This window comes from Veillonella parvula, from assembly GCF_040094895.1.
Classification (GTDB): domain Bacteria; phylum Bacillota; class Negativicutes; order Veillonellales; family Veillonellaceae; genus Veillonella; species Veillonella parvula_L.
Genome location: NZ_JBBNGV010000001.1, coordinates 603,556 through 624,875, shown reverse-complemented (window position 1 = coordinate 624,875; position 21,320 = coordinate 603,556). Strand labels below are relative to the sequence as shown.

The following is a 21,320-nucleotide window of genomic DNA, read 5'->3' as shown; positions in this document are numbered from 1 at the left end:
GTGAGGTCTCTATGGCTACATTAACACAAGATGTTAAACAATTAGTTCAAGAGAAGGCAAAAGCTATTCGCGTTGGTATTGTACAGTCTGTAACGGCAGCGAAATCCGGTCACCCAGGTGGTTCATTATCCATCGCCGATGTGATGGCCTTGTTGTACTATGTTGAGATGAATGTAGATCCAGCAAATCCAAAAGCTCCTAATAGAGATCGTTTTGTCCTTTCTAAAGGTCATGCAGCGCCTGCACTATACGCTACATTGGCTGAAAAAGGTTATTTCCCTAAAGAAGAACTTTTGAACTTACGTAAAATTAATCATATGTTACAAGGCCATCCTGATATGAAACACACACCAGGTGTAGATATGTCTACAGGTTCTTTAGGACAAGGCATTTCTGCGGCTTGTGGTATGGCATTGGCAGGCAAAATTGATAATGCAGATTACCGTGTATACTCTATTCTTGGTGATGGTGAGCTTGAAGAAGGTCAAGTGTGGGAAGCTGCAATGTTTGCTGGCTTTTATAAACTGAATAATTTGACAGCTTTTGTCGATTTTAACGGTCTTCAAATTGATGGTGATATTACTAAAGTTCTTTCTCCATTACCAATTCCAGAAAAGTTCAAAGCTTTCAATTGGAATGTTATTGAAGTTAATGGTCATGACCTTGATGAGCTTCATAATGCTATTGAAACTGCGAAAGCTTTCACAGAAGGCCCAACATGTATTATCATGCATACTGTAAAGGGTAAAGGCGTTGAAGAGATGGAAGGTCAAGCAGGCTGGCATGGTAAAGCACCAAGTGAAGAGCAAGGTGTAGCCTTTGTTAATGAAATTATGGGGGTGCAATAATGGGTAAAGCAACACGTGAAGCATATGGTAATGCGCTAGCTCGCATTGGTAAAGAGAATACTAATATTATCGTACTAGATGCGGATTTATCCAAATCTACTAAAACAGACACATTTAAAGCTGTGTGCCCAGAACGTTTCTTTAACGTAGGTATTGCAGAGCAAAACTTGATTTCTGTTGGTGCTGGACTTGCAGCGGCAGGTAAGATACCATTTGTATCATCTTTCTCCATGTTTGCTACAGGACGTGCATTTGAACAAATTCGTAATGCTGTATGCTATCCTAAATTAAACGTGAAAGTATGTGCTACACATGCGGGCATTACTGTTGGTGAGGATGGTGCAACGCACCAAAGTTTAGAGGATATTTCCTGTATGCGTACATTGCCAAATATGACTGTAGTGGTACCTGCTGATGAGCGTGAAACAGAGGCTGTTATCGAATGGGCTGCATCTTATAACGGCCCAGTATACGTTCGTTTGGGGCGTGCTGGTGTAGATGATGTAACAACAGAAGGCTACTCATTTGTGCCAGGTAAATCTACTATTTTGGTAGATGGTTCTGATGCTACAATTATTGCTTGTGGTGCATTAGTTGGACCTGCTGTAGAGGCATCTAAAACTTTATCTAAATCTAATATATCTGCACGTGTTATTAATATGGCATCTATTAAACCTATTGATGCTGAAGCAATTATAAAAGCTGCTGCGGAAACTGGTGCTATCGTTACAGCTGAAGAACATAATATTATTGGTGGACTCGGTTCTGCTGTATCTGAAGTAGTAGTATCTAATAAGCCTGTACCTATGGAATTCGTTGGTGTCCAAGATACATTTGGGGAGAGTGGAACACCAAAAGAACTAATGGCAAAGTATGGCTTAACTGCCAATGATATTGTAGAAGCCGTAAAACGTGTAATCGCTCGTAAATAATCAAAGGGGATCCCATGATTGAATTTAAGAATGTTAGTAAAGTCTATGATAATGGTTCTGTTGCATTAGACGATGTGTGTTTAACCATTAACGATGGTGAATTTGTTCTCGTTTGTGGTCACAGTGGTGCAGGGAAATCAACATTATTTAAGTTATTAACACATGAGGTAGTGCCAGATGCTGGTACTGTCATTGTTGATGACTTTGATGTTACGCGTATGAAGCGCAGTAAAATTCCTAAATTGCGGAGAAAGCTTGGCGTTGTATTCCAAGACTTCCGATTATTGCCTAATAAAACGGTAGCAGAGAATATTGCTTTTGCTCTTGAAGTTATTGAAGAAAAACCAAAAATCATTAAAGAAAAGGTGAGTCATGTATTAGACCTTGTTGGTTTATCTGAGAAGGCTAATGACTTACCAGAGGATCTTTCTGGCGGGGAACAACAACGTGTTGCTATTGCGCGTGCAATTGTTAATCGCCCAACAGTATTAATTGCTGATGAACCTACTGGTAACCTTGATCCTGATACTAGTAAGGATATTGTTGAATTGTTTAAGCATATTAACAATTTCGGCACTACCGTTATTATGGTTACTCATAATATGGATCTTGTTTCATACTTGAATAAACGCGTTATTCGTTTAAAAGACGGCCGTGTTCAAAGTGATAATATGAGAGGTGCAGAAATTAATGAAGCCTAGAACGATAAAATACTATTTTAAAGAAGCACTGAAGTCTATGAAACGTAATGGGCTTATGACATTAGCGTCCATTTCTACAGTAGCTTTATCCTTATTTATGCTCGGTGTATTCCTTTGTGGTGTCATTAATTTGAATAACATGGCATCCAGTCTAGAAAATCAAGTACAGTTAAGTATTTACTTAAAGGATGGCTTAACAACTGATCAAATTATGGCAGTAGGAAAGCAAATTAAGGCTATACCTAACTTAAAGCATTTAGAATTTGTTAATAAAGAGCAAGCTATGAAGGAGTTCAAAGAACGCCTTGGTGATCAGCAACAATTGGTGAATGCTTTAGGTGATGTAAATCCGTTGCCTAACTCATATGTGTTAACCTTTGATAATCCTAGCGATGTAAAAGCAACTGCAAAATTAGCTACGACATTCCAAGGCGTAGAAAGTACACACTATGGTCAAGATATTGTAGAAGAGCTTTTCCGCATTACGCAAGTAATTCGTATTGGTGGGATTGTATTGATTGCTTTCCTAGCAGCTGCAACACTATTCATCATTTCAAATACAATTCGGTTGACTGTCTTCGCACGTCGTAAAGAAATTGCAATCATGAAATATGTAGGTGCTACTAATGGATTTATTCGTTGGCCATTTTTGATTGAAGGCATGTTGTTAGGCTTAATTGGTGCTATCATTGCCGTTCTTTGCGTTGGTGAATTTTATCACTTCATCACAATGGAAGTTTCTGAATCATTAGCATTCTTCCCTTTAGTACCAATGTTCCCATTCTTCTATGATGTAGCCCTTTATATCTTAGGTGGCGGCATAGTAGTAGGTGCTATTGGTAGTACTATTTCTTTGAAACAATACATGAAGGTGTAATGTTTATGAATAATAGTATATTTAAATCTCGCTTCGTAGCGGCAATTTTGACTGGTATAGTGGTATTGGGAACACCATTATACATCGTTGCAGAGGACGAAGATTTAACAAATCAACTTGATTCAATTCAACAACAAGTTAATCAACAAAATGCTAAAAAGGCAGATGCTGAAACTGTAATAGTCAGTGTATCCGAACAGTTACGTCAAATCGAAGAACAATTACGTCAGGCTCAGCAACAATTGGATTCTATTCAACAACAACGTATAGCTGTTGAAAATGATATTACAGTGAATGAAAAATTACTTGCTGAAGCACAAAAACGACTAGAAGGGCGAGAAGCCGTATTTTATAAGCGTGTACGTGATATTTATATTAACGGTCGTTTAAGTTACTTAGATGTAGTTATTGGATCTAAAGATTTTACAGACTTTGCTAATCGTTTAGAAATTTTAAAACGAATTATTGATTCTGATATTAAATTAATTGAGGAAATCAAAAAAGAGCGCGCTGAAATAGCGGCTCGAAAGCAAGCACTAGAACAGTCTCGTGCAAAATTAGTTGAGCTTGAAAAAGCAGCTGCGGCAAAACGAGCTGAAATAGAGCAAAAGAAGAAAGAACGTGAGGTAGTTCTTCAAAAGGCTCAAAATGATCGTGCTACAGCAATGCAAGCAGTAGAAGAATTAAATGCATCTTCTGCACAGATTACAGCGTTATTGAAAGCACGTCAAGCAGAGCGTGCCGCTGCTCGTGCTGCGGCAGCGGCTCAACAATCTTCACCAACTTACTCTTGGGTACAAGGGTCTGGTCAACTTGGGTGGCCTGTAAGTGGTGAAATTACCTCTCCATATGGCTATCGTACACATCCGATTTGGGGCACTACAATTTATCATTCTGGCATTGATATTGGTGTTGATGAAGGTACACCTGTTCATGCTGCAGATGGTGGTACTGTTGCTTGGTCGGGTTGGATGGGTGGCTATGGTTATGCCGTAGTTATCGATCATGGTAATGGCATGTCTACTCTTTATGGACATAATTCTGAACTTGCTGTCTCTGAAGGGCAAGATGTAGGTAAGGGTCAAGTTATTGCCTATGCTGGCAGCACAGGTAATAGTACAGGGCCACATGTACATTTTGAAGTTCGTATAAGTGGGGATCCTGTGGATCCTATGGGATATTTATAATATGAAATTTGATACACGTACAGTGTTATGGAGTCTATTGAAATATATAGGCTCTGGCATTGTTATTATGTGGCTTACATTTTGGTATCTTTCCGGTTCATTCTGGGGACTACCAAGATTATTTATAGCCTATTATACTGCGAGTCAAGTTTTTATGACACCTATGGCTAAAACTACCCTTTATGATGGTATGCTAAAGGGGTTAATTGACTCTTTGGGAGAACCGCATAGTGTTTATTTAAATGCAGAAGAATATAAATCCATGAAAATGCAAACATCTGCAACATATGCTGGTGTTGGTATGGTCCTTGGTACTGATGATAAAGGTCTATATGCAGTTAGCGTAATGGAAGACCAACCAGCTTTTAAAGCTGGAATTAAACCTGGAGACCACATTATTGCTATCGATGGACAATCCACTACTGAAATTCCGGTAGAGGAAGCATCTTCTCGTATTCGTGGCGAAGCTGGTACTACTGTATCTCTAGTTATTGAACGTAATGGTGAAAAGTTGCATTTTGATATCACTCGTGAATCCATAGTTTTGCCTACTGTTAAAAGTAAAATGCTTACTAGCACAGTTGGATATATTCGTATTAGTCAGTTTGCAGAAAATACCGCAGAAGATTTTGCCACTCAATATAAAGAGCTTCAATCTCAAGGTATGAAGGCCCTTGTCTTGGACCTACGAGATAATCCAGGCGGTTTATTATCTACTACTGAAAAGATATCTAACTATATTATGCCTCCAGGTACACTCGTAACAGTACAAAATCGATCAGGTAAAAAGGATACTTATAAGTCAGATGGACCTGATGTAGCTATGCCATTGGTTGTTTTAGTTAATAAGGGCTCTGCTAGTGCATCAGAAATCATAGCAGGCGCTGTTCAAGATCGTAAATTAGGCACTATCGTAGGTACTAATACATATGGTAAAGGTACCGTTCAAACTATTTTCCCTAGTTTAGATGATGAAGGAATTAAAGTAACTATTGCTAAGTACCATACACCAAGTGATCGTGTTATTGATGGAACAGGTATTAAACCTGATGTAGAAATCGATTTACCAAAAGGTGTACATCCATCTAGTACATTAGATGATATTCAAATTAAAAAAGCATTAGAGCTATTACAGCAATAATGCATAGGAGTTAAATTATGTTTATAGATAGAGCGCGCGTCTTTGTTAAAGCTGGTGACGGTGGGGATGGTATGTCCAGCTTCCGTCGAGAAAAATACGTGCCAAATGGCGGCCCTAGTGGTGGTGATGGTGGTAAAGGTGCGGATGTTGTTTTTAAGGCTGACAAGAATATTAATACGCTTGTAGACTTTAGATATAAACGTCAGTTTAAGGCACCAGCTGGCGGTAATGGTGAAAGCTCTAATAAGCACGGTCGAGGTTCCGATCCTCTTATCATTCCAGTTCCATTGGGTACAGTAATTAAAGATGAGGAAACAGGAAAAATCTTTTGCGACCTTGTTAACGATGGCGATACATTTGTTATTGCCAAAGGTGGTCGTGGCGGCCGTGGCAATGCTCGATTCCAAACTAGTGCTAACCGTGCACCAACCTTTGCAGAAAAGGGTGAACCTGGTGAAGAATTCTGGTTACAATTAGAGCTTAAAGTATTAGCTGATGTAGGTTTATTAGGTTATCCATCTGTTGGTAAATCTAGTATTTTGCGAAAAGTATCTAAAGCTCAACCAGAGGTGGCAGCATATCACTTTACTACACTAACACCAGTACTCGGGGTAGTTACAATTTCTGGAGATCGTAGCTTTGTTTTGGCCGATATTCCGGGCCTTATTGAAGGGGCTAGTGAAGGTGTAGGTTTAGGTCACAATTTTCTACGTCATGTTGAACGTACGAATATTTTAATTCATGTTCTAGATGTATCTGGTATGGAAGGCCGAGACCCTAAGGTCGACTTTGATGCGATTAATGAAGAGTTACGTAAATACTCTGAAAAATTGGCTAATAAGAAACAAATTGTAGCTCTCAATAAGATCGATATGGTCTTTGATGACACGACGATTCCCGAAACAAAAAAATATTTTGAAGATAAAGGCTATGAAGTATTTCTCATTAACGCCTTAAGTGGTGAAGGTTTGTCAGAGCTTATGGAACGAGCTTACTACTATGTAGAAAACTACGAACCAGAGCCTGAAGCAAATGATGACACAGTTGTATACGAAGCAAAACAAGATGTAGAATTTGTCATTACTCGTGGTGATGATGCTGCTTTCTACATTACTGGTAAACGTATTGAACGATTAGTAGCTATGACAAATCTTGACGATGATCAATCTCTTCGTAGGTTCCAACGCATTTGGCGCTTTATGGAGCTTGATGCAAAATTGAAGGAAAAAGGCTGTAAAGACGGTGATGAAGTTGTAATCGGCGATCAGCGCTTTACTTTCCAAGAGTAGGAGTAATAATGACAGGAAAACAAAAACGGTATTTACGTTCATTGGCGGCTACAATACCACCGGTTGTCCAAATTGGTAAAAATGGTTTAGAGGATAGCGTTATAGATAGTGCTCGTGCAGCGATTACAGCACGTGAGCTTATTAAGGTTAAATTACATAATAATAGTCCTGAAGATAAGACAATTTTTCAAGACTTAGCAGATATGCTTGGCGCTGAATTAGTTCAAGTAATTGGTTTTAATGGTGTTTTATATAAAGCTAAAAAAGAACCTAAAATCATTTTGCCAAAATAATTTTATATCTAGTAGATCATAAAAATTTGTATACATCGTAGTTAAGAATTTCAACCTTAGGAGGTTAGTCTATGCGCAGCGCCATCGTTAATGCAAAACGAATTGTAGTCAAAGTTGGTAGCAGTACGCTTTGTTACACTAACGGACATTTAAATTTGGAGCGTATTGAAAGATTAGTGCGCCAATTATCAGATTTGGCTAACCAAGGTAAAGAGATAATTCTTGTTTCCTCTGGTGCTACTGGTGCAGGTCTTGCCCCTTTAGGCTTTAAAGAAAAGCCTAGAGATCTCGTATTAAAACAAGCAGCTGCTGCAGTAGGTCAAGGTATTCTCATTCATATGTACGAGCGCATGTTTCGAGAATATGGTCGAACCGTAGGGCAAATTCTTTTAACGAAAGAGGATAGTACTGGACGACATAGTTATCTTAACTTGCGTAATACATTACATACTTTATTGCAACTTAACGTTATTCCTATTATTAATGAAAATGACGTGGTTGCTATCGAAGAATTTAAAATCGGTGATAACGATACATTATCTGCTACTGTTGCAGGTATTGTAGATGCAGATTTACTTATCATTTTGTCAGATATTGAAGGCTTATATACAGCTAACCCAGCCACTAATCCAGATGCTACTTTGATAGAAACTGTTTCTGAAATTAACGATGAAACCTATGCTATTGCAGGTGGTGCTGGTTCTAATATGGGAACGGGTGGTATGTATACAAAAATTAAAGCTGCTCATATGGCAACAAATTCTGGTGTACCAATGGTTATCACCTCAGGTGAAGTAGAGGATTCTGTTCGTCGTGTATGTAAGGGTGAACAAATTGGGACACTCTTTGAAGCCCATGATGCAAGTTTATCTGGTAAACATCATTGGTTAGCTTTTGGTAAACGATTAAAAGGCTCCATTACGATTGATGACGGATGTGCTCGCGCTGTTTTAGATAAGGGTGCTAGCATTTTGCCCGCTGGTATTATTGAAGTAGAGGGGACTTTTGGACCTGGTGATACAATTTCCATTTATCATGATCATAAGGAAATTGGTCGTGGACTTATTAATTATAGTATTGATGATATGAAGGCGATTAAAGGTCACAATACAAATGATATAGCCGAAATTCTGGGTATTAATACGACCTATGATGAGGCTGTACATCGTAATAATCTAGTTTTATTACACTGAGGAAATCCTATGAACCAGTATGAAGAAATTTGTAAAGATATGGGCCAGAGAGCTAAAACGGCATCTTTTGAATTAGCCCAACTCGACCAAGAAACTTTAGATTCTGCATTGTTAGCAATTGCTGATGCTGTAGAAGCACAAACAGATGAAATTATGGCGGCTAATGAGTTAGACCTAGAAAAATCTGTTGACTATAATTTACCTCGAACTATGATAGATCGATTGACTTTGACACCTAGTCGCATTGCTCAAATGGCAGAAGGGGTGCGTCAAGTGGCTGCTCTTGAAAGTCCTGTAGGTTCCATTATAGAAACAATCACTCGTCCTAATGGTTTGATTATTGAAAAGCGATCCGTACCTTTTGGTGTAATTGGTATCATTTTTGAAGCCCGTCCTAATGTAACCATAGATGCAGGTGTTCTTTGTTTAAAGACAGCAAATACTACAATTTTACGAGGTGGTAAGGAGGCATTTCACACGAATCAAATCATCGTGTCTATCATACGGAATACCTTAGAGTCGTTAGGTATTAATGGTGACTCTATTCAACTCGTTGAGGTGCTTGATCGAGATATGGTTGGAGTACTTTTACAACAACGAGAATATATTGATGTAATCATTCCACGTGGGGGTGCTGGACTTATTCGTCGTGTTGTAGAAGATAGTAGTATTCCTGTTATTGAAACTGGCAGCGGTGTATGTCATACCTTTGTTGATGAATTTGCTGATTTAGAGATGGCTTTAGAAATTGCAGTCAATGCTAAAGTTCAACGTCCATCTGTATGTAACTCTATGGAAACCTTACTAGTTCATCAAGCTGTGGCTAGAGAGTTTTTACCACGCCTTAATATAGCACTACTAGAATATGGTGTTCGTATTCATGGTGATGAGGCTGTAGCTCAATATATGGAGAATACAATTCCTTTAACAGAAGAGTCTTTCAGCACAGAATACAATGATATGGACTTAAATGTGCGTATCGTTGAAAATCTTGAAGAAGCTATTGATCATGTGAATCGGTATACGACACATCACTCTGAGGCTATTATCACAGATGAACCTATGCGTGCTAATGTGTTTATGAATTTAGTAGATTGCTCTACTGTGTATCATAATGCATCTACACGTTTTACAGATGGCTTTGAGTTTGGCTTTGGTGCTGAGATTGGCATTAGTACACAAAAACTCCATGCTCGAGGCCCTATGGGGTTACAAGCTCTAACATCTTATAAATATTTTGTATTTGGAGAAGGCCAAGTACGGACGTGAAGAAATTATATTATTTTTTAAGGGCATACTATAGATACATTCAAACACCAAAGGGACGATATGAATGGATATCCTATATAAAAGCATTGCTCATATTCATCATTATTTGTGTCATTGTCATTAAGGGAGTGACCACATTATGGTAGATAAACGTCGTATAGGTATAATTGGTGGAACATTTAATCCCATTCATTTAGGTCATCTAATGATTGCAGAGGTGGCTTGTGAAAGCTTTAATTTAGAAAAGGTTATCTTTGTACCTGCTCGTATTCCACCACATAAGCAACATGATGTGATTGATAGTCATCATCGCTATGCTATGACGGCGGCCGCAGTTTCGGATAATCCAAATTTTGAAATTTCTGATGTAGAGATGCGCCGAGAAGGCCCTTCGTATACCGTTGATACGATTCAATATTTTAAAAAACTATATGGTCCTACTGTTGAATTTTACTTTATTGCAGGGACTGATACTATTCGTGCATTACCGACTTGGAAATTTATAGATGAACTTATAGATGAGGTTCATTTTATTGGAGCTACTAGGCCAGATGGATCAAGTGCTATTGATTCTACTTTGGATGAGTTAGGATCTAAAGCACGTGAAAAAATACATGTTATGGAAGTGCCTGAAATGAAATTGTCTGCTACGTATTTACGAGAGCGCTTACGGTCTGGAAAGACAGTTCGTTATATGTTGCCTAAATGTGTAGTGGATTATATAGAAGAAAACCATATATATGGGAAGGAATAAATGATGTTATCGTTTGATGAAATACAACATAGGGTAAGCCAATGGATGGGGAAAAAACGTTTTAAGCATACTCTAGGTGTTGTTGAATCCGCAACTCAGTTGGCTAAACTTTATAATGTTGATGTAGAAAAAGCACGATTAGCGGCATTGCTACATGATTGTGCTAAAGAAATGCCTTTGAAAGAGATGCAAGATTTGGTGAAGGGGAATAATTACAAAGCTGATGAAGAATTATTAGCCAATGGTAATCTTTTACATGGATTAGCAGGTATGATTCGAGCTAAACTTGAGTTCTCTATAACCGATTCAGAGATTTTAGAAGCTATTCGTGTTCATACAACTGGTAAGGTGGGAATGTCTAAATTAGATAAAGTTATATTCTTAGCAGATTATATTGAACCCAATCGTGATTTCCCAGGTGTTGATGAACTTCGAAATGTGGCTAAAAAAGATCTAAATAAGGCTGTATTGCTTGGTTTTGACAATACTATTAACCACCTTATTGAGCAACATCTTTCAATTTATCCTTTGACCATTCTTGGTCGTAATGATGTATTAAAATCTTGTAAATAATGGAGTTTTTATATGGACGAACGTGAACGTGCAAGAGCTCGCCGACGTAGAAAAAGACGTCAACAAAAGTCATCTGTGAAGTGGCCTAGAGTTATTTTGGCTATTGTTGTAGTTTTTACTTTGCTCGGTGGGATAGGGTATGGCATATATAGTGGTGTATCTTATGCATATAGAGCAATTGTTGGAACTACTGAAGCTACTGAAGCCGTGATAGATAGTGGAAATAAACAGGACGCAAATACTGTATCAGTAGAGCAAAAAGGCTTAGATAAACCTTTATATTTTTTGGTTATCGGCACTGATGACAATAATCCTAGTCAAGGTGATAGTCTATTCCTATTATCTGTAAACCTTGATCAAAAAACGATGGACGTTATCGGCATTCCAAGTAATAGTAAAATCGATAATCGTGATCAAACCGATGCGACTATGTTAAATAGTATTTATGAAAAAGGAGGCATTGAACTTACTAAAGCTGTAATTGAGGATATGTTCCATATTTCAATTCCGTACTATGTAGTAATTAATCAAACTGCCTTCAAGAAAACTAATGATGTGTTAGGAAATCAGCAAATTTATGTAGAACAACCGATGGAACATATTGATGCAGAAGGCAATATAGATATTGATTTGCGACGTGGTTACCAAACTTTAGATAGTAATAATGCCTTAGCATATTTACGATATTCAGATCCTAAACACGATACCTTTACTCGTGTGCAACGACAAGAAAGATTCCTAAAATTGTGGGTGGAACAAGAACATAATGCATTTTTCTTAACAAACGCATGGCATATTTGGCGTATTTGGGATCATTATGATAGTAATATTTCTACTTTAGATGCTATTAAGTTGGTATACAATGCGAGCAAAATTAATAAGGAAGAAATTCACTTCTATATTCTTCCTGGAGAAAAAGAGCTTATAGGGGAAACGACTTATTGGAAGGTAAACCCTACGGAAGCTCAACGTTTAGTAGGGATAACAATGGGTAATTTGCCAGCTAATGAAATGACACAATTTATATCTGCGCCAACTAATAGTACGTCGAAGGTTGCACCTGAATCAGAACATAATGGTGGCACTATTACAAAGCCAACAGAACCTGGTGAGGAGAGCGGTAGTAAGCGATAAGATAAGAGGCTAAATAATGAAAAAGAAAGAAGATATTAAACAAATCGTATTAGAGCTTGCACAAGCTGCATTTGATAAAAAAGGGAGAGATATTGAAATTCTTGATTTAGAAGGAATTTCTATGTTAGGTGACTATTTCTTAATTGTTAGTGCAAATAATAGTAAGCAATCTCAAAGTATTGCTGATGAAATGGAAGATAAAGCAGTCGAATTAGGTATAACAGTACAGCATAGAGAAGGTTATCGTGAAGGTGAATGGATCTTATTGGATTTTGGCGATATAATTTGTCATGTCTTTGGTGGTGATGAATTGCGTGAATTCTACAGTCTAGAAGAATTGTGGAATGATGCTGGTCGAGTTCCATTTGAAGGAGTATAATATGGCTACAGAATTGTTGGAAAATACAATTGCCACATTAAAAGTGTTGCGTACTAGTGATCAAGGTGCTTTTTTAGATGGTCAAACTGGCAATACTAATGATGATATATTGCTTCATAAAGATCAACAAATTGCTCCTGTGGCTATCGGAGATGAAGTCGAGGTTTTTTTATATCGAGATCCAAAAGGTCGTTTAACTGCCTCTATGCGTCTACCCGCCATGAAGGTTGGCCAAATTGGTTATGTTGAGGTTATCAATACTACAAATTTTGGTTGTTTCGTTGAGGTAGGTACAGAACGTGGTATCTTTATGCCTCATGCGGAGATGCGTGGTAGACCTCAGGTAGGTGAAAAAGTATGGGTTCGTCTATATACTGATAAATCCGGTCGTTTGGCGGTATCCATGGATGTAGATGATGAAATGCGTCGTGCTTCTAAAGCTGCAACAGAGGCTATGGTAGGACAACTTGTAAAGGGGGCAATCTATAATTTAACTAGTGAGGGGGCTTTTTTTATTACCCCTGAGCGTTGGATTGCCTTTTTGCATCGTTCTGAAATGACGAGAAAGTTAAAAGTAGGGGAAATGATTGAAGGTCGTATTACTTTCAAACGTGATGATGGTCGCGTTAATGTCTCTATGCGTCCTACAAAGGAAAAGGCTCTTGTTTCAGATGGAGATATTATCATGGGGTACCTGTTAAATCGTGGGGGTAAGATGCCTTATAGTGATGAATCTTCTGCTATGTTGATTAAAGATAAATTTAACATTAGCAAAGCTGCTTTCAAACGTGCTTTGGGGCATTTAATGAAAGAGAAAAAGATTGTTCAAGAGGAGGGGTGGACATTACTTACCGACATAGGTCGGCAGTGGACACCGCCTGTTAATAATGAGTCCCAAGATGAGGAATAAAGTCAATGAAAATAGTCATTGTAGGTGCTGGTAAGGTTGGTTATTCATTAGCACAACGACTTATTCAAGATGATCATGATGTATATGTCATCGACCGTTCTCCAGAACGCATTCATAATCTTGAAAATACGTTAGATGTTAGTCTAGTTCTAGGGAATGGCAGTGATGTTCAATTATTGAATGAAATCGATATGTCTGATGTTGGTATGTTTATTGCTGTTACTGATTCAGATGAGGTTAATATGCTATCCTGTTCGGTAGCTAAAATAAAAGGTGTTCCTACGACTATTGCACGCGTTCGCGATAATAGTGTGGCGGAACATATGGATGAGGAGATACGAGCTCAATTAGGTGTTGATCTCTTCATCAATCCTGAAATGGTTACAGCTCAAGAGTTATTACGAATTTTAGAAACACCATCAGCTATAGATGTTGAGGAGTTCGGACAGGGTGCTGTGCGCCTTATGGAATTCAAATTGAATAATGAATTTCCTCTATTAGGACAGCCATTAAAAGAGATTCGCTTTCCTGAAGGTGTTCTGTTAGTTGGTATTTTACGCTATGGTGAAATGATTATTCCTCATGGTGAAAGTCGATTACAGGCTGATGATAGTGTATTTTTTCTAGGTTTGAAAGAGTCCGTTTCTGAAGTGGAGAACCTTTGGTTCCATAATTATAATACATTCTATAAACGGGCTGTCATTATTGGGGCAGGTCTCTTAGGTCGGAACTTAACTGTATTACTAGAAAAAGCTGGTTTTTCTGTGAAGGTTATTGAAAAAGACTTTGACCGTTGTGAGAACCTGGCAAATCAAGTGGATAAAGCCATGGTTATCAATGGAGATGGCACTGATTTTGATTTGCTCGAAGCTGAGGAAATTGCTGATAGTGATGTAATTATTGCTCTAACTGATGACGATAAACTTAATTTACTAGTAGCACTCGTAGGTAAGCATATGGGCATCCCCAAAACCGTTGTTCGTGTGGGACGGCCAGAATATATTATGCTGATGGAGCAAGTAGGTATTGACGTTGTATTTTCTCCACGTTTATTAACAGCAAGTCAAATTTTGCGCTTTGTACGAAGTGGAGAAGGGGTTGTATCTATTTCCACCTTTGAAGGTGGTAAAGCGGAATCTATCGAGATTGAAATTACCAATGAATCGCCTGTGGCAGGTAAACAATTAAAAGATATACGTTTACCTGGGAAGGCCTTGGTAGGTGTAATTTTACGGGAAAATGAAGCTATCGTACCTCGTGGTAATACTCAAATTTTAGATGGTGATCATATCGTTCTCTTTACATTACCTGAATCGGTAAGCAAATTGCTTAAATATCTTACTTAGTAAGGAGGGGCTATGCGAATTCAAATCGTTATGTCCTTAGTGGGTCGACTACTCTATATATTTGGGATTTTTACTTTAATCCCTTTTATATACAGTGTTGTATTTGAAACTGCATATTGGTCATTCCTTATAACTACAAGCCTTTCTTTAGTTTTGGGGACGCTTTTATCTTATTACGGTTGTGAAAGTCAAAGCTTTAGTATTCGTGATGGGTTCCTAGTTGTATCCTCTACTTGGATATTCACGGTTATTTTGGGGGCTTTACCTTTTTTGGGGAGTGGCATATTGACTAATGTTTTTGATGCTTTATTTGAAGCCACTTCGGGTATTACTGCAACTGGTGCAACTATTATTTATAGTGTTGATGCGTTACCAAACACATTTGTATTGTGGCGTGGTCTTATGCACTGGGTTGGAGGGATGGGGATCATCGTCCTTATCTTATCATTTTTAAAGAATTTAGGAGCAGATGCAGCACATTTCTTTAATGCAGAGGCATCTGTACCAAAGCCTGGTGTTGTAATGCCGCGTATTCAATCAATGGCCACCAAGCTTTGGCAGTTGTATATTGCCTTTACTGCTCTTTGCTTTCTTATGCTGTGGGCTGGCGGCATTGAACCTTTTGATGCGTTAAACTATGCCTTTTCTATTATTGCTACGGGTGGATTTGCACCGACATCAGCAGGGGCTTTTATTTATGAACAAAGTAATTATATTTGTTTCGTATTTATATTCTTTATGTTTCTTGCTGGTGGCAATTTCTCTGTGTATTACAATGCACTTCAAAAAGGAATTCGCGTTTTAATTAATGATTTTGAAACACGTATGTACTGGCTTGTAGTGTTTATTGGTATTGCCATTGTATCAATATCTCTAGCATTACAATCTATCTATTCTAGTCCTTTAGAGATTGTTAGAAATGCTGCCTTTAATTTAGTTTCGCTTCAAACTGGTAGTGGTTTTGCTATTAGTGATTATGATTTGTGGCCTGCTGCAGCACAGATGATGTTATTTATTTGTACATTTTTTGGTGGTTGTAGTGGTTCTACAACGGGCGGTGTAAAAATTATACGACTTATTATTTTGATTAAGAGTTCTATAATTTATCTGCGAAAATCAATTCATCCTGATATGGTTCAAGTAGTACGTATTAATGGCAAACCGATGCCTACTAAATGGATCCAGATGACACATCAATTTTTATTTTTATATTTAATGATTTATGTGGTATCTGTTTTTCTAATGACTTGTACTGGTCTTAATACATATGATTCTATGCAAGTGGTTACGGCCTTTCTTAGCAATGTAGGACTAGGGTTTGGTGGCTTTGGTCCTACTGATTCCTTTAATGTTATGCCGGATACTGCTAAATGTATTGCTATTGTAGACATGTTACTAGGTCGTTTGGAGTTATTTACGATTTTAGTTATGCTTCACCCTCAGTTTTGGGAAGGGTATTTTATTAAAAAAGAGGTTCCTAAACGATATCGTATTCTATAGGAGGGCGGGAACTATATGGAAGTTATAAAACGTCCTCTAGGGCTTTATAAAGCAAATTGTTATGTGCTTATCAAAGAGGGAAAATCTATAATCATTGATCCGGGCTTTCATTCTAACCACATTATTGATATGGTTGCAGATTCTGAGCCCATAGCAGTTTTATTGACACATGGTCATTGTGATCATGTGTCAGCCTTGGATGAAGTGTGTACACATTATAATATTCCCGCTTATTTACATCCTTTAGATCAAGAGTTGTTACAGTTAATTCGACGGAGACCAAGTGTATATAAGAAAAAAATGTATACACATTGTAATGATTTAGTAGAGGGGCAATTAAATTTAGATCCTTTTGATATATTAGTTCATCATACACCTGGGCATAGTGCGGGATCGGTTTGTTTAGAAATTGGAGGTTATCTATTTACTGGTGATACCTTATTTAAGCAAAATGTGGGAAATACAGATAATTATAAAAGTGATCCAGCTGATTTGATTAAGAGTTTGAAATATCTTTTAACCTTGTCCAAGGATTTGATTGTTGAGCCAGGACATAGGGAATCTACCATATTAAAAAATGAGGAAGAATTTATTAAAAATATTGTAGTATAGTGTTGACAAAAGTCCTGATAACCGATATACTAAGCAAGTACTTTGGTTACGGCCCCGTGGTGTAGCGGTTAACATGTCGCCCTGTCACGGCGAAGATCGTCAGTTCAAATCTGATCGGGGTCGCCATTTATGCCTCGGTAGCTCAGTTGGTAGAGCAACGGACTGAAAATCCGTGTGTCGACAGTTCGATTCTGTCCTGAGGCACCATTTATATGCGGGAATAGCTCAGCGGTAGAGCACCGCCTTGCCAAGGCGGGGGTCGCGAGTTCGAATCTCGTTTCCCGCTCCAATTTTATATGGCGGCATAGCCAAGCGGTAAGGCAGAGGTCTGCAAAACCTTTATTCCCCAGTTCGATTCTGGGTGCCGCCTCCACAATCGTTACCCATGCCGGGGTGGCGGAACAGGCAGACGCAACGGACTTAAAATCCGTCGGTTGGAAACAACCGTACCGGTTCGATTCCGGTCCTCGGCACCAATTAAGACTAACTTTGGGTTAGTCTTTTTTCTTATATACAATTAAAACGATTTGTGAAAATTATTACTATAAGTTACGTATAAATATATAAGAGATAGATAAATCTATGAATAAGAAACCTAAGTTATTAATTAGTGAATGCCTATTTGGTGTACCTTGTCGATATGATGGCAAAGACAATTATATAGAAACGATAGAGGCTCTAAAGGAATATTATGAATTAGTACCTGTATGTCCGGAAGTGTTAGGGGGACTTAGTACGCCTCGTGATCCTGCGGAGCGGCAGGGTGAACGTATATGTACTGTTAATGGAGCTGATGTTACCAATGAGTTTGTAAGAGGTGCTCAATTAACAGTTGATATTGCACTAAAATATGGTTGCAAGCAAGCTTTGATGAAGGCGAAAAGTCCTAGCTGTGGATATAAGCGCATTTATGATGGAACTTTTACTAGAACAATGAAAAATGGCCATGGATGTACTGTAGAGGCTCTACTTGAAAAGAATATAACAATTTATACTGAAAATGATATAGAGCTTTTACTTGCAGAAAAAAAGAGATGAGTTTAACTCATCTCTTTTTGATTATATCAAGTTATTTTACTGGTAAAATAACTCAATATAATAGAAAAATAATGGCTACAATATTAATTAAAGACTACTTGTTTGCATTAACAGGATCATTTGCTAATGGTTGTTCACCAAGTAATGTAGTTAAGTTATGTAGATTAAATCGATATTGAGCATTACTAAAATCTCGTGTTGCATCATATCGTTGACTTGGAGCATGCATGAGACCAACTAATGTATCGTATAGCAAATCATTAGTAAAGAATTGATGCTCGTGTTTTGCAAGTACCTCAGCAGTCTGTGGATAGGTTGAGCGATATTGTGGAGATAGGTATACCCAGAATGGAATATGTGTCATAACAAAATCAAATGTATCAGGGTTATGCGATTTGTCTAAACTTTCACCGTGATCGGAGAAATACACCATGGCTTGTAGGTTTAATTTGTCTTTGCCATAATTGTAAATTTGTTGTAATAACCAGTCTGTGTATAATTGGCTGTTAGCATATGCTTCTTGACCATCAGGATACGGACCTTGTTTCCACTTGCTAAATTCATGAGGGTAACGGTCATTGTAATAAATATGACTACCCATAATATGTATAACGATAAAGTTGTTTTTGGTAGGATCTACAGTTTCTAATAATGGCAATAGAGCTTCATCATATCGATCTGAGAATGCATAAGATTCATGGGCCCATTTTGTTGTGTCTGCAGTCTTAGCCATTAATGAAATAGCTGTATCATATTCACCGAATACACCTTGATTGCTAAACCAAGAAGTCGTGTATCCCGCTTTTTTAGCAATATCTAAGATATTGGCTGAATCAAGAAATGGTTTATCATCATATTGATTTCGTTCAGATAGTGCACGCTCCAAGGTTGGTACTGTTTGTACGTACGATGAATAGGCATTATCAAAGAAGACAAAGTCTTTATTGTCCGAACGCATATTGCCTTGCCATGGAGTATCGTCATATGGGAAGTTTGGATTATATACTTTCATATAATCTCGAGAACTAGATTCTCCAATGACTAGAATAATAGTACCAGGTGTTTTGTTCACCGCTGTTTCCTTTGTGTCTAAATTAAAGGAATCAAATACTAAGTGGTGATTATCATTATATTGTTGCATTTGTTTTACATAATCGCCTGCAGCAATCCAGTTCGCCACAATACAGGTTTGTGGGAACAAAAAGAATGGTACATATACTAAAAAAGCTACAAGGGATGCGATAAGCATAGCTGAGCGCATAGGGCGTGTAGTATTTAAGTTTACTACTGCTTTCATCCCTAAGTTAGACCAGTACAATAAATAAGTCCATAAGATAAGACCAATACTTATTGTTATAAGACCAGGTATTCCAGCTGCATTCTTTAAAAAACCAAATGCTTCTTCTGGATTGGTCATATATACGGCTAGCAGACTGGCTGGCGTTAAGCAATGCCAAGTAGTCATGTAATAGCCAATTTGTAAGAATGGTATTAAGCTCAAGATCATGGAAATGATAGCCATGATTAAGGATGTTGTTTTATGGAAGCGATTTGTTTGGTTCAGTAAAAACTGAATGCCTGATAATCCCATGAAAATTAATAAGCCAAATAAAAAATCATTAGCAAATTCATAGAAGTATAATGGCTTCACATAGGACCAATGGAATAAAAGAGGAAAGGTAAGTGCCCATAAGATTCCGACTAGGCCATACCCTAAAAAAGGCCTGTGGAAAACGGTACACCCCATAAAATATTGAAATAAAAAGGTACCTACAATTGTTGGTACAGCTAAAATCGTAATATCCTCTACATCAAGCCCTAAGGTTATGGGCTCATAAATTAAAAATAAGATGATATATAAAACAATACCTATAATACCAAAGCGAAAAATTGGATTTCGCCCAATTTGCCTCACACTCGATGACATAATAAATCCTCTCTAAAAGGAATACACAATAACGTATCTTTTTTTAATATAAAATAATTACAATAATAAAGATAGCAGATGAGTGTAAAAAAAACAATTATTTGAAAGTACTACTATAAATGCTTTATAATTATATAGTTAAAAACATTTTTTCTGAGGATTGGGTTTTATGGGAGATTATAACTACAAGTTGGACGTTTTTGAAGGTCCCCTTGATCTGCTCTTGCATCTCATTGAAAAACATAAAATAGAAATTACCGATATTCCTATCGTTGAAATAACGAGTCAATACTTGGCATATCTAGACAATTGGAACCATTTTGATATTCATTATAGTAGTGAATTTCTTGTTATGGCATCTACCTTATTACAGATTAAATCACGCATGTTATTACCTAAGGCTGAACCTGAGCCTGATGAAGCAGAGGATCCACGTGACGAGTTGGTAGCAAAATTAGTAGAATTTAAGAAAATTAAGGATATTATATCTCTATTAATGGAGCGTACCGCTGTATCTGCGAATATATTTAGTCGTCCTGAAGAAACGAGTGTGCTTGGATTAGATAGTGTATATAATTTGGAACTTTCACAGTTATATCAAATTTTTTATCAAACTATAAAACGGGCTAAAGAGTTACCAGAAGAAGAGACGATTCGTGAGGTAAAGGTTGAAAAGGATACGTATAGTTTAGAGGACATGATTATATCCTTGTCTAGTCGTATACATCGTGGCGAATGTCTATATTTTAGGGAGTTATTAGTAGCAATTGATACGAAAAGTGGTATGGTAACTATCTTTATGGCTGTTTTAGAATTATTAAAACAACAAGTTATGGAAATGCGCTATGAAGATGATGATATTATATTCACTGCTACCTTAGAGAGGGCCGTGTAGAAAGGGGGCCATATGAGCTTACCAACGATGCATTTAGAAGCCGTTTTGTTTTCATCGGCAAAGCCTATATCGATAGATATGTTAGCAGAAGTGTTTGGGCTTTCCACAGAGGCGACACAAAAATATATAGAAGAATTACAACGAGAACTAGAAGAACAGAATCGAGGTATTCGAATACGTATATCTGGAGCTGGTGTTGAATTAGTAAGCGCTGTTGAATGTGCTGATTATGTTGGGCATATTCGTAAAAGAGAAGATAAATTATCTAATGCGGCTATGGAAACATTAGCTGTTATCGCCTATAAGCAGCCTATTACAAAGGCTGAAATCGAAGAGGTGCGCGGTGTAAATAGCGATAAAATTATAAAACAATTATTAACTCGATCTCTTATAGCTGAATTAGGTCATAAGGATACTGTAGGTAGACCGATTCTATATGGCACGACTGATGAATTTTTGAGAAGTGCTGGTGTAGAATCGATAGAAGCCTTACATCAAGAAGTTTCGGAAACAGAAGGATAG

General features: G+C 37.6%; 22 protein-coding genes and 5 tRNA genes. 26 read left to right on the top strand and 1 reads right to left on the bottom strand.

Going from position 1 to position 21,320, the window contains the following annotated elements:
* Positions 1–11 precede the first annotated feature (11 nt).
* The 24 genes from AAAT26_RS02920 to AAAT26_RS02805 all read left to right on the top strand — a co-directional run bounded on the left by AAAT26_RS02920 (position 12) and on the right by AAAT26_RS02805 (position 17,976).
* Complete coding sequence (locus AAAT26_RS02920; RefSeq protein WP_012864276.1) at positions 12–848, top strand: transketolase; 837 nt, start codon at positions 12–14, stop codon at positions 846–848.
* Positions 848–1,780, top strand: a complete 933-nt coding sequence (locus AAAT26_RS02915; RefSeq protein WP_288580190.1) for a transketolase family protein — start codon at positions 848–850, stop codon at positions 1,778–1,780. Before AAAT26_RS02920 ends, AAAT26_RS02915 begins: the two co-directional genes overlap by 1 nt.
* Before the next feature lie 14 nt (positions 1,781–1,794).
* Positions 1,795–2,481 (top strand): cell division ATP-binding protein FtsE, encoded by a 687-nt coding sequence (gene ftsE / locus AAAT26_RS02910; RefSeq protein WP_004693165.1) that lies wholly within the window; start codon positions 1,795–1,797, stop codon positions 2,479–2,481.
* A complete protein-coding gene (gene ftsX, locus AAAT26_RS02905) occupies positions 2,471–3,358 on the top strand; it encodes a permease-like cell division protein FtsX (RefSeq protein ID WP_004693167.1) in 888 nt (295 codons plus the stop codon). The genes ftsE and ftsX overlap by 11 nt, the downstream gene beginning before the upstream one ends.
* 5 nt (positions 3,359–3,363) lie before the next feature.
* Positions 3,364–4,545 (top strand): murein hydrolase activator EnvC family protein, encoded by a 1,182-nt coding sequence (locus AAAT26_RS02900; RefSeq protein WP_004693169.1) that lies wholly within the window; start codon positions 3,364–3,366, stop codon positions 4,543–4,545.
* A 1-nt stretch (position 4,546) separates the two neighbouring features.
* A complete protein-coding gene (locus tag AAAT26_RS02895; RefSeq protein WP_349208826.1) occupies positions 4,547–5,686 on the top strand; it encodes a S41 family peptidase in 1,140 nt (379 codons plus the stop codon).
* Positions 5,687–5,703: 17 nt separating this feature from the next.
* On the top strand, positions 5,704–6,975 hold the full coding sequence (obgE, locus tag AAAT26_RS02890; RefSeq protein WP_004693173.1) for a GTPase ObgE: 1,272 nt from the start codon (positions 5,704–5,706) through the stop codon (positions 6,973–6,975).
* An 8-nt stretch (positions 6,976–6,983) separates the two neighbouring features.
* The gene (gene yhbY, locus AAAT26_RS02885) at positions 6,984–7,268 is read left to right on the top strand and encodes a ribosome assembly RNA-binding protein YhbY (RefSeq protein ID WP_004693176.1); all 285 of its coding nucleotides are present in this window, start codon (positions 6,984–6,986) and stop codon (positions 7,266–7,268) included.
* Positions 7,269–7,339: 71 nt separating this feature from the next.
* Positions 7,340–8,461: a glutamate 5-kinase gene (gene proB / locus AAAT26_RS02880; RefSeq protein WP_004693178.1), complete on the top strand. Its 1,122-nt coding sequence runs from the start codon at positions 7,340–7,342 to the stop codon at positions 8,459–8,461.
* A 9-nt stretch (positions 8,462–8,470) separates the two neighbouring features.
* Positions 8,471–9,730, top strand: coding sequence for a glutamate-5-semialdehyde dehydrogenase (locus tag AAAT26_RS02875; RefSeq protein ID WP_349208825.1), 1,260 nt, complete (start codon positions 8,471–8,473; stop codon positions 9,728–9,730).
* A gap of 139 nt (positions 9,731–9,869) precedes the next feature.
* Positions 9,870–10,484, top strand: a complete 615-nt coding sequence (nadD, locus tag AAAT26_RS02870; RefSeq protein WP_004693184.1) for a nicotinate-nucleotide adenylyltransferase — start codon at positions 9,870–9,872, stop codon at positions 10,482–10,484.
* 3 nt (positions 10,485–10,487) lie between these two features.
* Positions 10,488–11,057, top strand: coding sequence for a bis(5'-nucleosyl)-tetraphosphatase (symmetrical) YqeK (gene yqeK, locus AAAT26_RS02865; RefSeq protein ID WP_349208898.1), 570 nt, complete (start codon positions 10,488–10,490; stop codon positions 11,055–11,057).
* A gap of 12 nt (positions 11,058–11,069) precedes the next feature.
* Positions 11,070–12,191 (top strand): LCP family protein, encoded by a 1,122-nt coding sequence (locus tag AAAT26_RS02860; protein WP_315306792.1) that lies wholly within the window; start codon positions 11,070–11,072, stop codon positions 12,189–12,191.
* Between the two features lie 16 nt (positions 12,192–12,207).
* Positions 12,208–12,570: a ribosome silencing factor gene (gene rsfS / locus AAAT26_RS02855; RefSeq protein WP_315306793.1), complete on the top strand. Its 363-nt coding sequence runs from the start codon at positions 12,208–12,210 to the stop codon at positions 12,568–12,570.
* A gap of 1 nt (position 12,571) precedes the next feature.
* A complete protein-coding gene (locus AAAT26_RS02850; protein ID WP_349208824.1) occupies positions 12,572–13,480 on the top strand; it encodes a CvfB family protein in 909 nt (302 codons plus the stop codon).
* A 5-nt stretch (positions 13,481–13,485) separates the two neighbouring features.
* Positions 13,486–14,826 carry a Trk system potassium transporter TrkA gene (trkA, locus tag AAAT26_RS02845; RefSeq protein ID WP_008713810.1) on the top strand — a complete coding sequence of 447 codons (1,341 nt, stop codon included), beginning with the start codon at positions 13,486–13,488 and terminating at the stop codon, positions 14,824–14,826.
* A 12-nt stretch (positions 14,827–14,838) separates the two neighbouring features.
* On the top strand, positions 14,839–16,326 hold the full coding sequence (locus AAAT26_RS02840; protein WP_315306795.1) for a TrkH family potassium uptake protein: 1,488 nt from the start codon (positions 14,839–14,841) through the stop codon (positions 16,324–16,326).
* A gap of 15 nt (positions 16,327–16,341) precedes the next feature.
* Entirely contained in the window at positions 16,342–16,938 is a 597-nt protein-coding gene (locus AAAT26_RS02835) for an MBL fold metallo-hydrolase (RefSeq protein WP_279007894.1), read from the top strand.
* A 50-nt stretch (positions 16,939–16,988) separates the two neighbouring features.
* Positions 16,989–17,064: transfer RNA gene (locus AAAT26_RS02830), tRNA-Asp, on the top strand.
* A 5-nt stretch (positions 17,065–17,069) separates the two neighbouring features.
* A tRNA-Phe gene (locus AAAT26_RS02825) sits at positions 17,070–17,145 on the top strand.
* A gap of 7 nt (positions 17,146–17,152) precedes the next feature.
* A tRNA-Gly gene (locus AAAT26_RS02820) sits at positions 17,153–17,227 on the top strand.
* A 9-nt stretch (positions 17,228–17,236) separates the two neighbouring features.
* Positions 17,237–17,311, top strand: a tRNA-Cys gene (locus tag AAAT26_RS02815).
* Positions 17,312–17,325: 14 nt separating this feature from the next.
* A tRNA-Leu gene (locus tag AAAT26_RS02810) sits at positions 17,326–17,414 on the top strand.
* Between the two features lie 106 nt (positions 17,415–17,520).
* Positions 17,521–17,976 (top strand): 2-thiouracil desulfurase family protein, encoded by a 456-nt coding sequence (locus AAAT26_RS02805; protein ID WP_315306797.1) that lies wholly within the window; start codon positions 17,521–17,523, stop codon positions 17,974–17,976.
* A gap of 94 nt (positions 17,977–18,070) precedes the next feature.
* Here AAAT26_RS02805 and AAAT26_RS02800 read toward each other — a convergent pair whose 3' ends face one another.
* The gene (locus tag AAAT26_RS02800) at positions 18,071–19,903 is read right to left on the bottom strand and encodes a phosphoethanolamine transferase (protein WP_024061797.1); all 1,833 of its coding nucleotides are present in this window, start codon (positions 19,901–19,903) and stop codon (positions 18,071–18,073) included.
* Positions 19,904–20,072: 169 nt separating this feature from the next.
* On the opposite strand from AAAT26_RS02800, the gene AAAT26_RS02795 reads away from it, so the two are divergent.
* A complete protein-coding gene (locus tag AAAT26_RS02795; protein WP_349208823.1) occupies positions 20,073–20,798 on the top strand; it encodes a segregation and condensation protein A in 726 nt (241 codons plus the stop codon).
* A 12-nt stretch (positions 20,799–20,810) separates the two neighbouring features.
* The gene (scpB, locus tag AAAT26_RS02790; RefSeq protein ID WP_004693207.1) at positions 20,811–21,320 is read left to right on the top strand and encodes an SMC-Scp complex subunit ScpB; all 510 of its coding nucleotides are present in this window, start codon (positions 20,811–20,813) and stop codon (positions 21,318–21,320) included.

Coding starts and splice junctions, on each gene's coding strand:
- AAAT26_RS02920 (WP_012864276.1), top strand. CDS start 12: ATGGCTACATTAACACAAGATGTTAAACAATTAGTTCAAGAGAAGGCA.
- AAAT26_RS02915 (WP_288580190.1), top strand. CDS start 848: ATGGGTAAAGCAACACGTGAAGCATATGGTAATGCGCTAGCTCGCATT.
- ftsE (WP_004693165.1), top strand. CDS start 1,795: ATGATTGAATTTAAGAATGTTAGTAAAGTCTATGATAATGGTTCTGTT.
- ftsX (WP_004693167.1), top strand. CDS start 2,471: ATGAAGCCTAGAACGATAAAATACTATTTTAAAGAAGCACTGAAGTCT.
- AAAT26_RS02900 (WP_004693169.1), top strand. CDS start 3,364: ATGAATAATAGTATATTTAAATCTCGCTTCGTAGCGGCAATTTTGACT.
- AAAT26_RS02895 (WP_349208826.1), top strand. CDS start 4,547: ATGAAATTTGATACACGTACAGTGTTATGGAGTCTATTGAAATATATA.
- obgE (WP_004693173.1), top strand. CDS start 5,704: ATGTTTATAGATAGAGCGCGCGTCTTTGTTAAAGCTGGTGACGGTGGG.
- yhbY (WP_004693176.1), top strand. CDS start 6,984: ATGACAGGAAAACAAAAACGGTATTTACGTTCATTGGCGGCTACAATA.
- proB (WP_004693178.1), top strand. CDS start 7,340: ATGCGCAGCGCCATCGTTAATGCAAAACGAATTGTAGTCAAAGTTGGT.
- AAAT26_RS02875 (WP_349208825.1), top strand. CDS start 8,471: ATGAACCAGTATGAAGAAATTTGTAAAGATATGGGCCAGAGAGCTAAA.
- nadD (WP_004693184.1), top strand. CDS start 9,870: ATGGTAGATAAACGTCGTATAGGTATAATTGGTGGAACATTTAATCCC.
- yqeK (WP_349208898.1), top strand. CDS start 10,488: ATGTTATCGTTTGATGAAATACAACATAGGGTAAGCCAATGGATGGGG.
- AAAT26_RS02860 (WP_315306792.1), top strand. CDS start 11,070: ATGGACGAACGTGAACGTGCAAGAGCTCGCCGACGTAGAAAAAGACGT.
- rsfS (WP_315306793.1), top strand. CDS start 12,208: ATGAAAAAGAAAGAAGATATTAAACAAATCGTATTAGAGCTTGCACAA.
- AAAT26_RS02850 (WP_349208824.1), top strand. CDS start 12,572: ATGGCTACAGAATTGTTGGAAAATACAATTGCCACATTAAAAGTGTTG.
- trkA (WP_008713810.1), top strand. CDS start 13,486: ATGAAAATAGTCATTGTAGGTGCTGGTAAGGTTGGTTATTCATTAGCA.
- AAAT26_RS02840 (WP_315306795.1), top strand. CDS start 14,839: ATGCGAATTCAAATCGTTATGTCCTTAGTGGGTCGACTACTCTATATA.
- AAAT26_RS02835 (WP_279007894.1), top strand. CDS start 16,342: ATGGAAGTTATAAAACGTCCTCTAGGGCTTTATAAAGCAAATTGTTAT.
- AAAT26_RS02805 (WP_315306797.1), top strand. CDS start 17,521: ATGAATAAGAAACCTAAGTTATTAATTAGTGAATGCCTATTTGGTGTA.
- AAAT26_RS02800 (WP_024061797.1), bottom strand. CDS start 19,903: ATGTCATCGAGTGTGAGGCAAATTGGGCGAAATCCAATTTTTCGCTTT.
- AAAT26_RS02795 (WP_349208823.1), top strand. CDS start 20,073: ATGGGAGATTATAACTACAAGTTGGACGTTTTTGAAGGTCCCCTTGAT.
- scpB (WP_004693207.1), top strand. CDS start 20,811: ATGAGCTTACCAACGATGCATTTAGAAGCCGTTTTGTTTTCATCGGCA.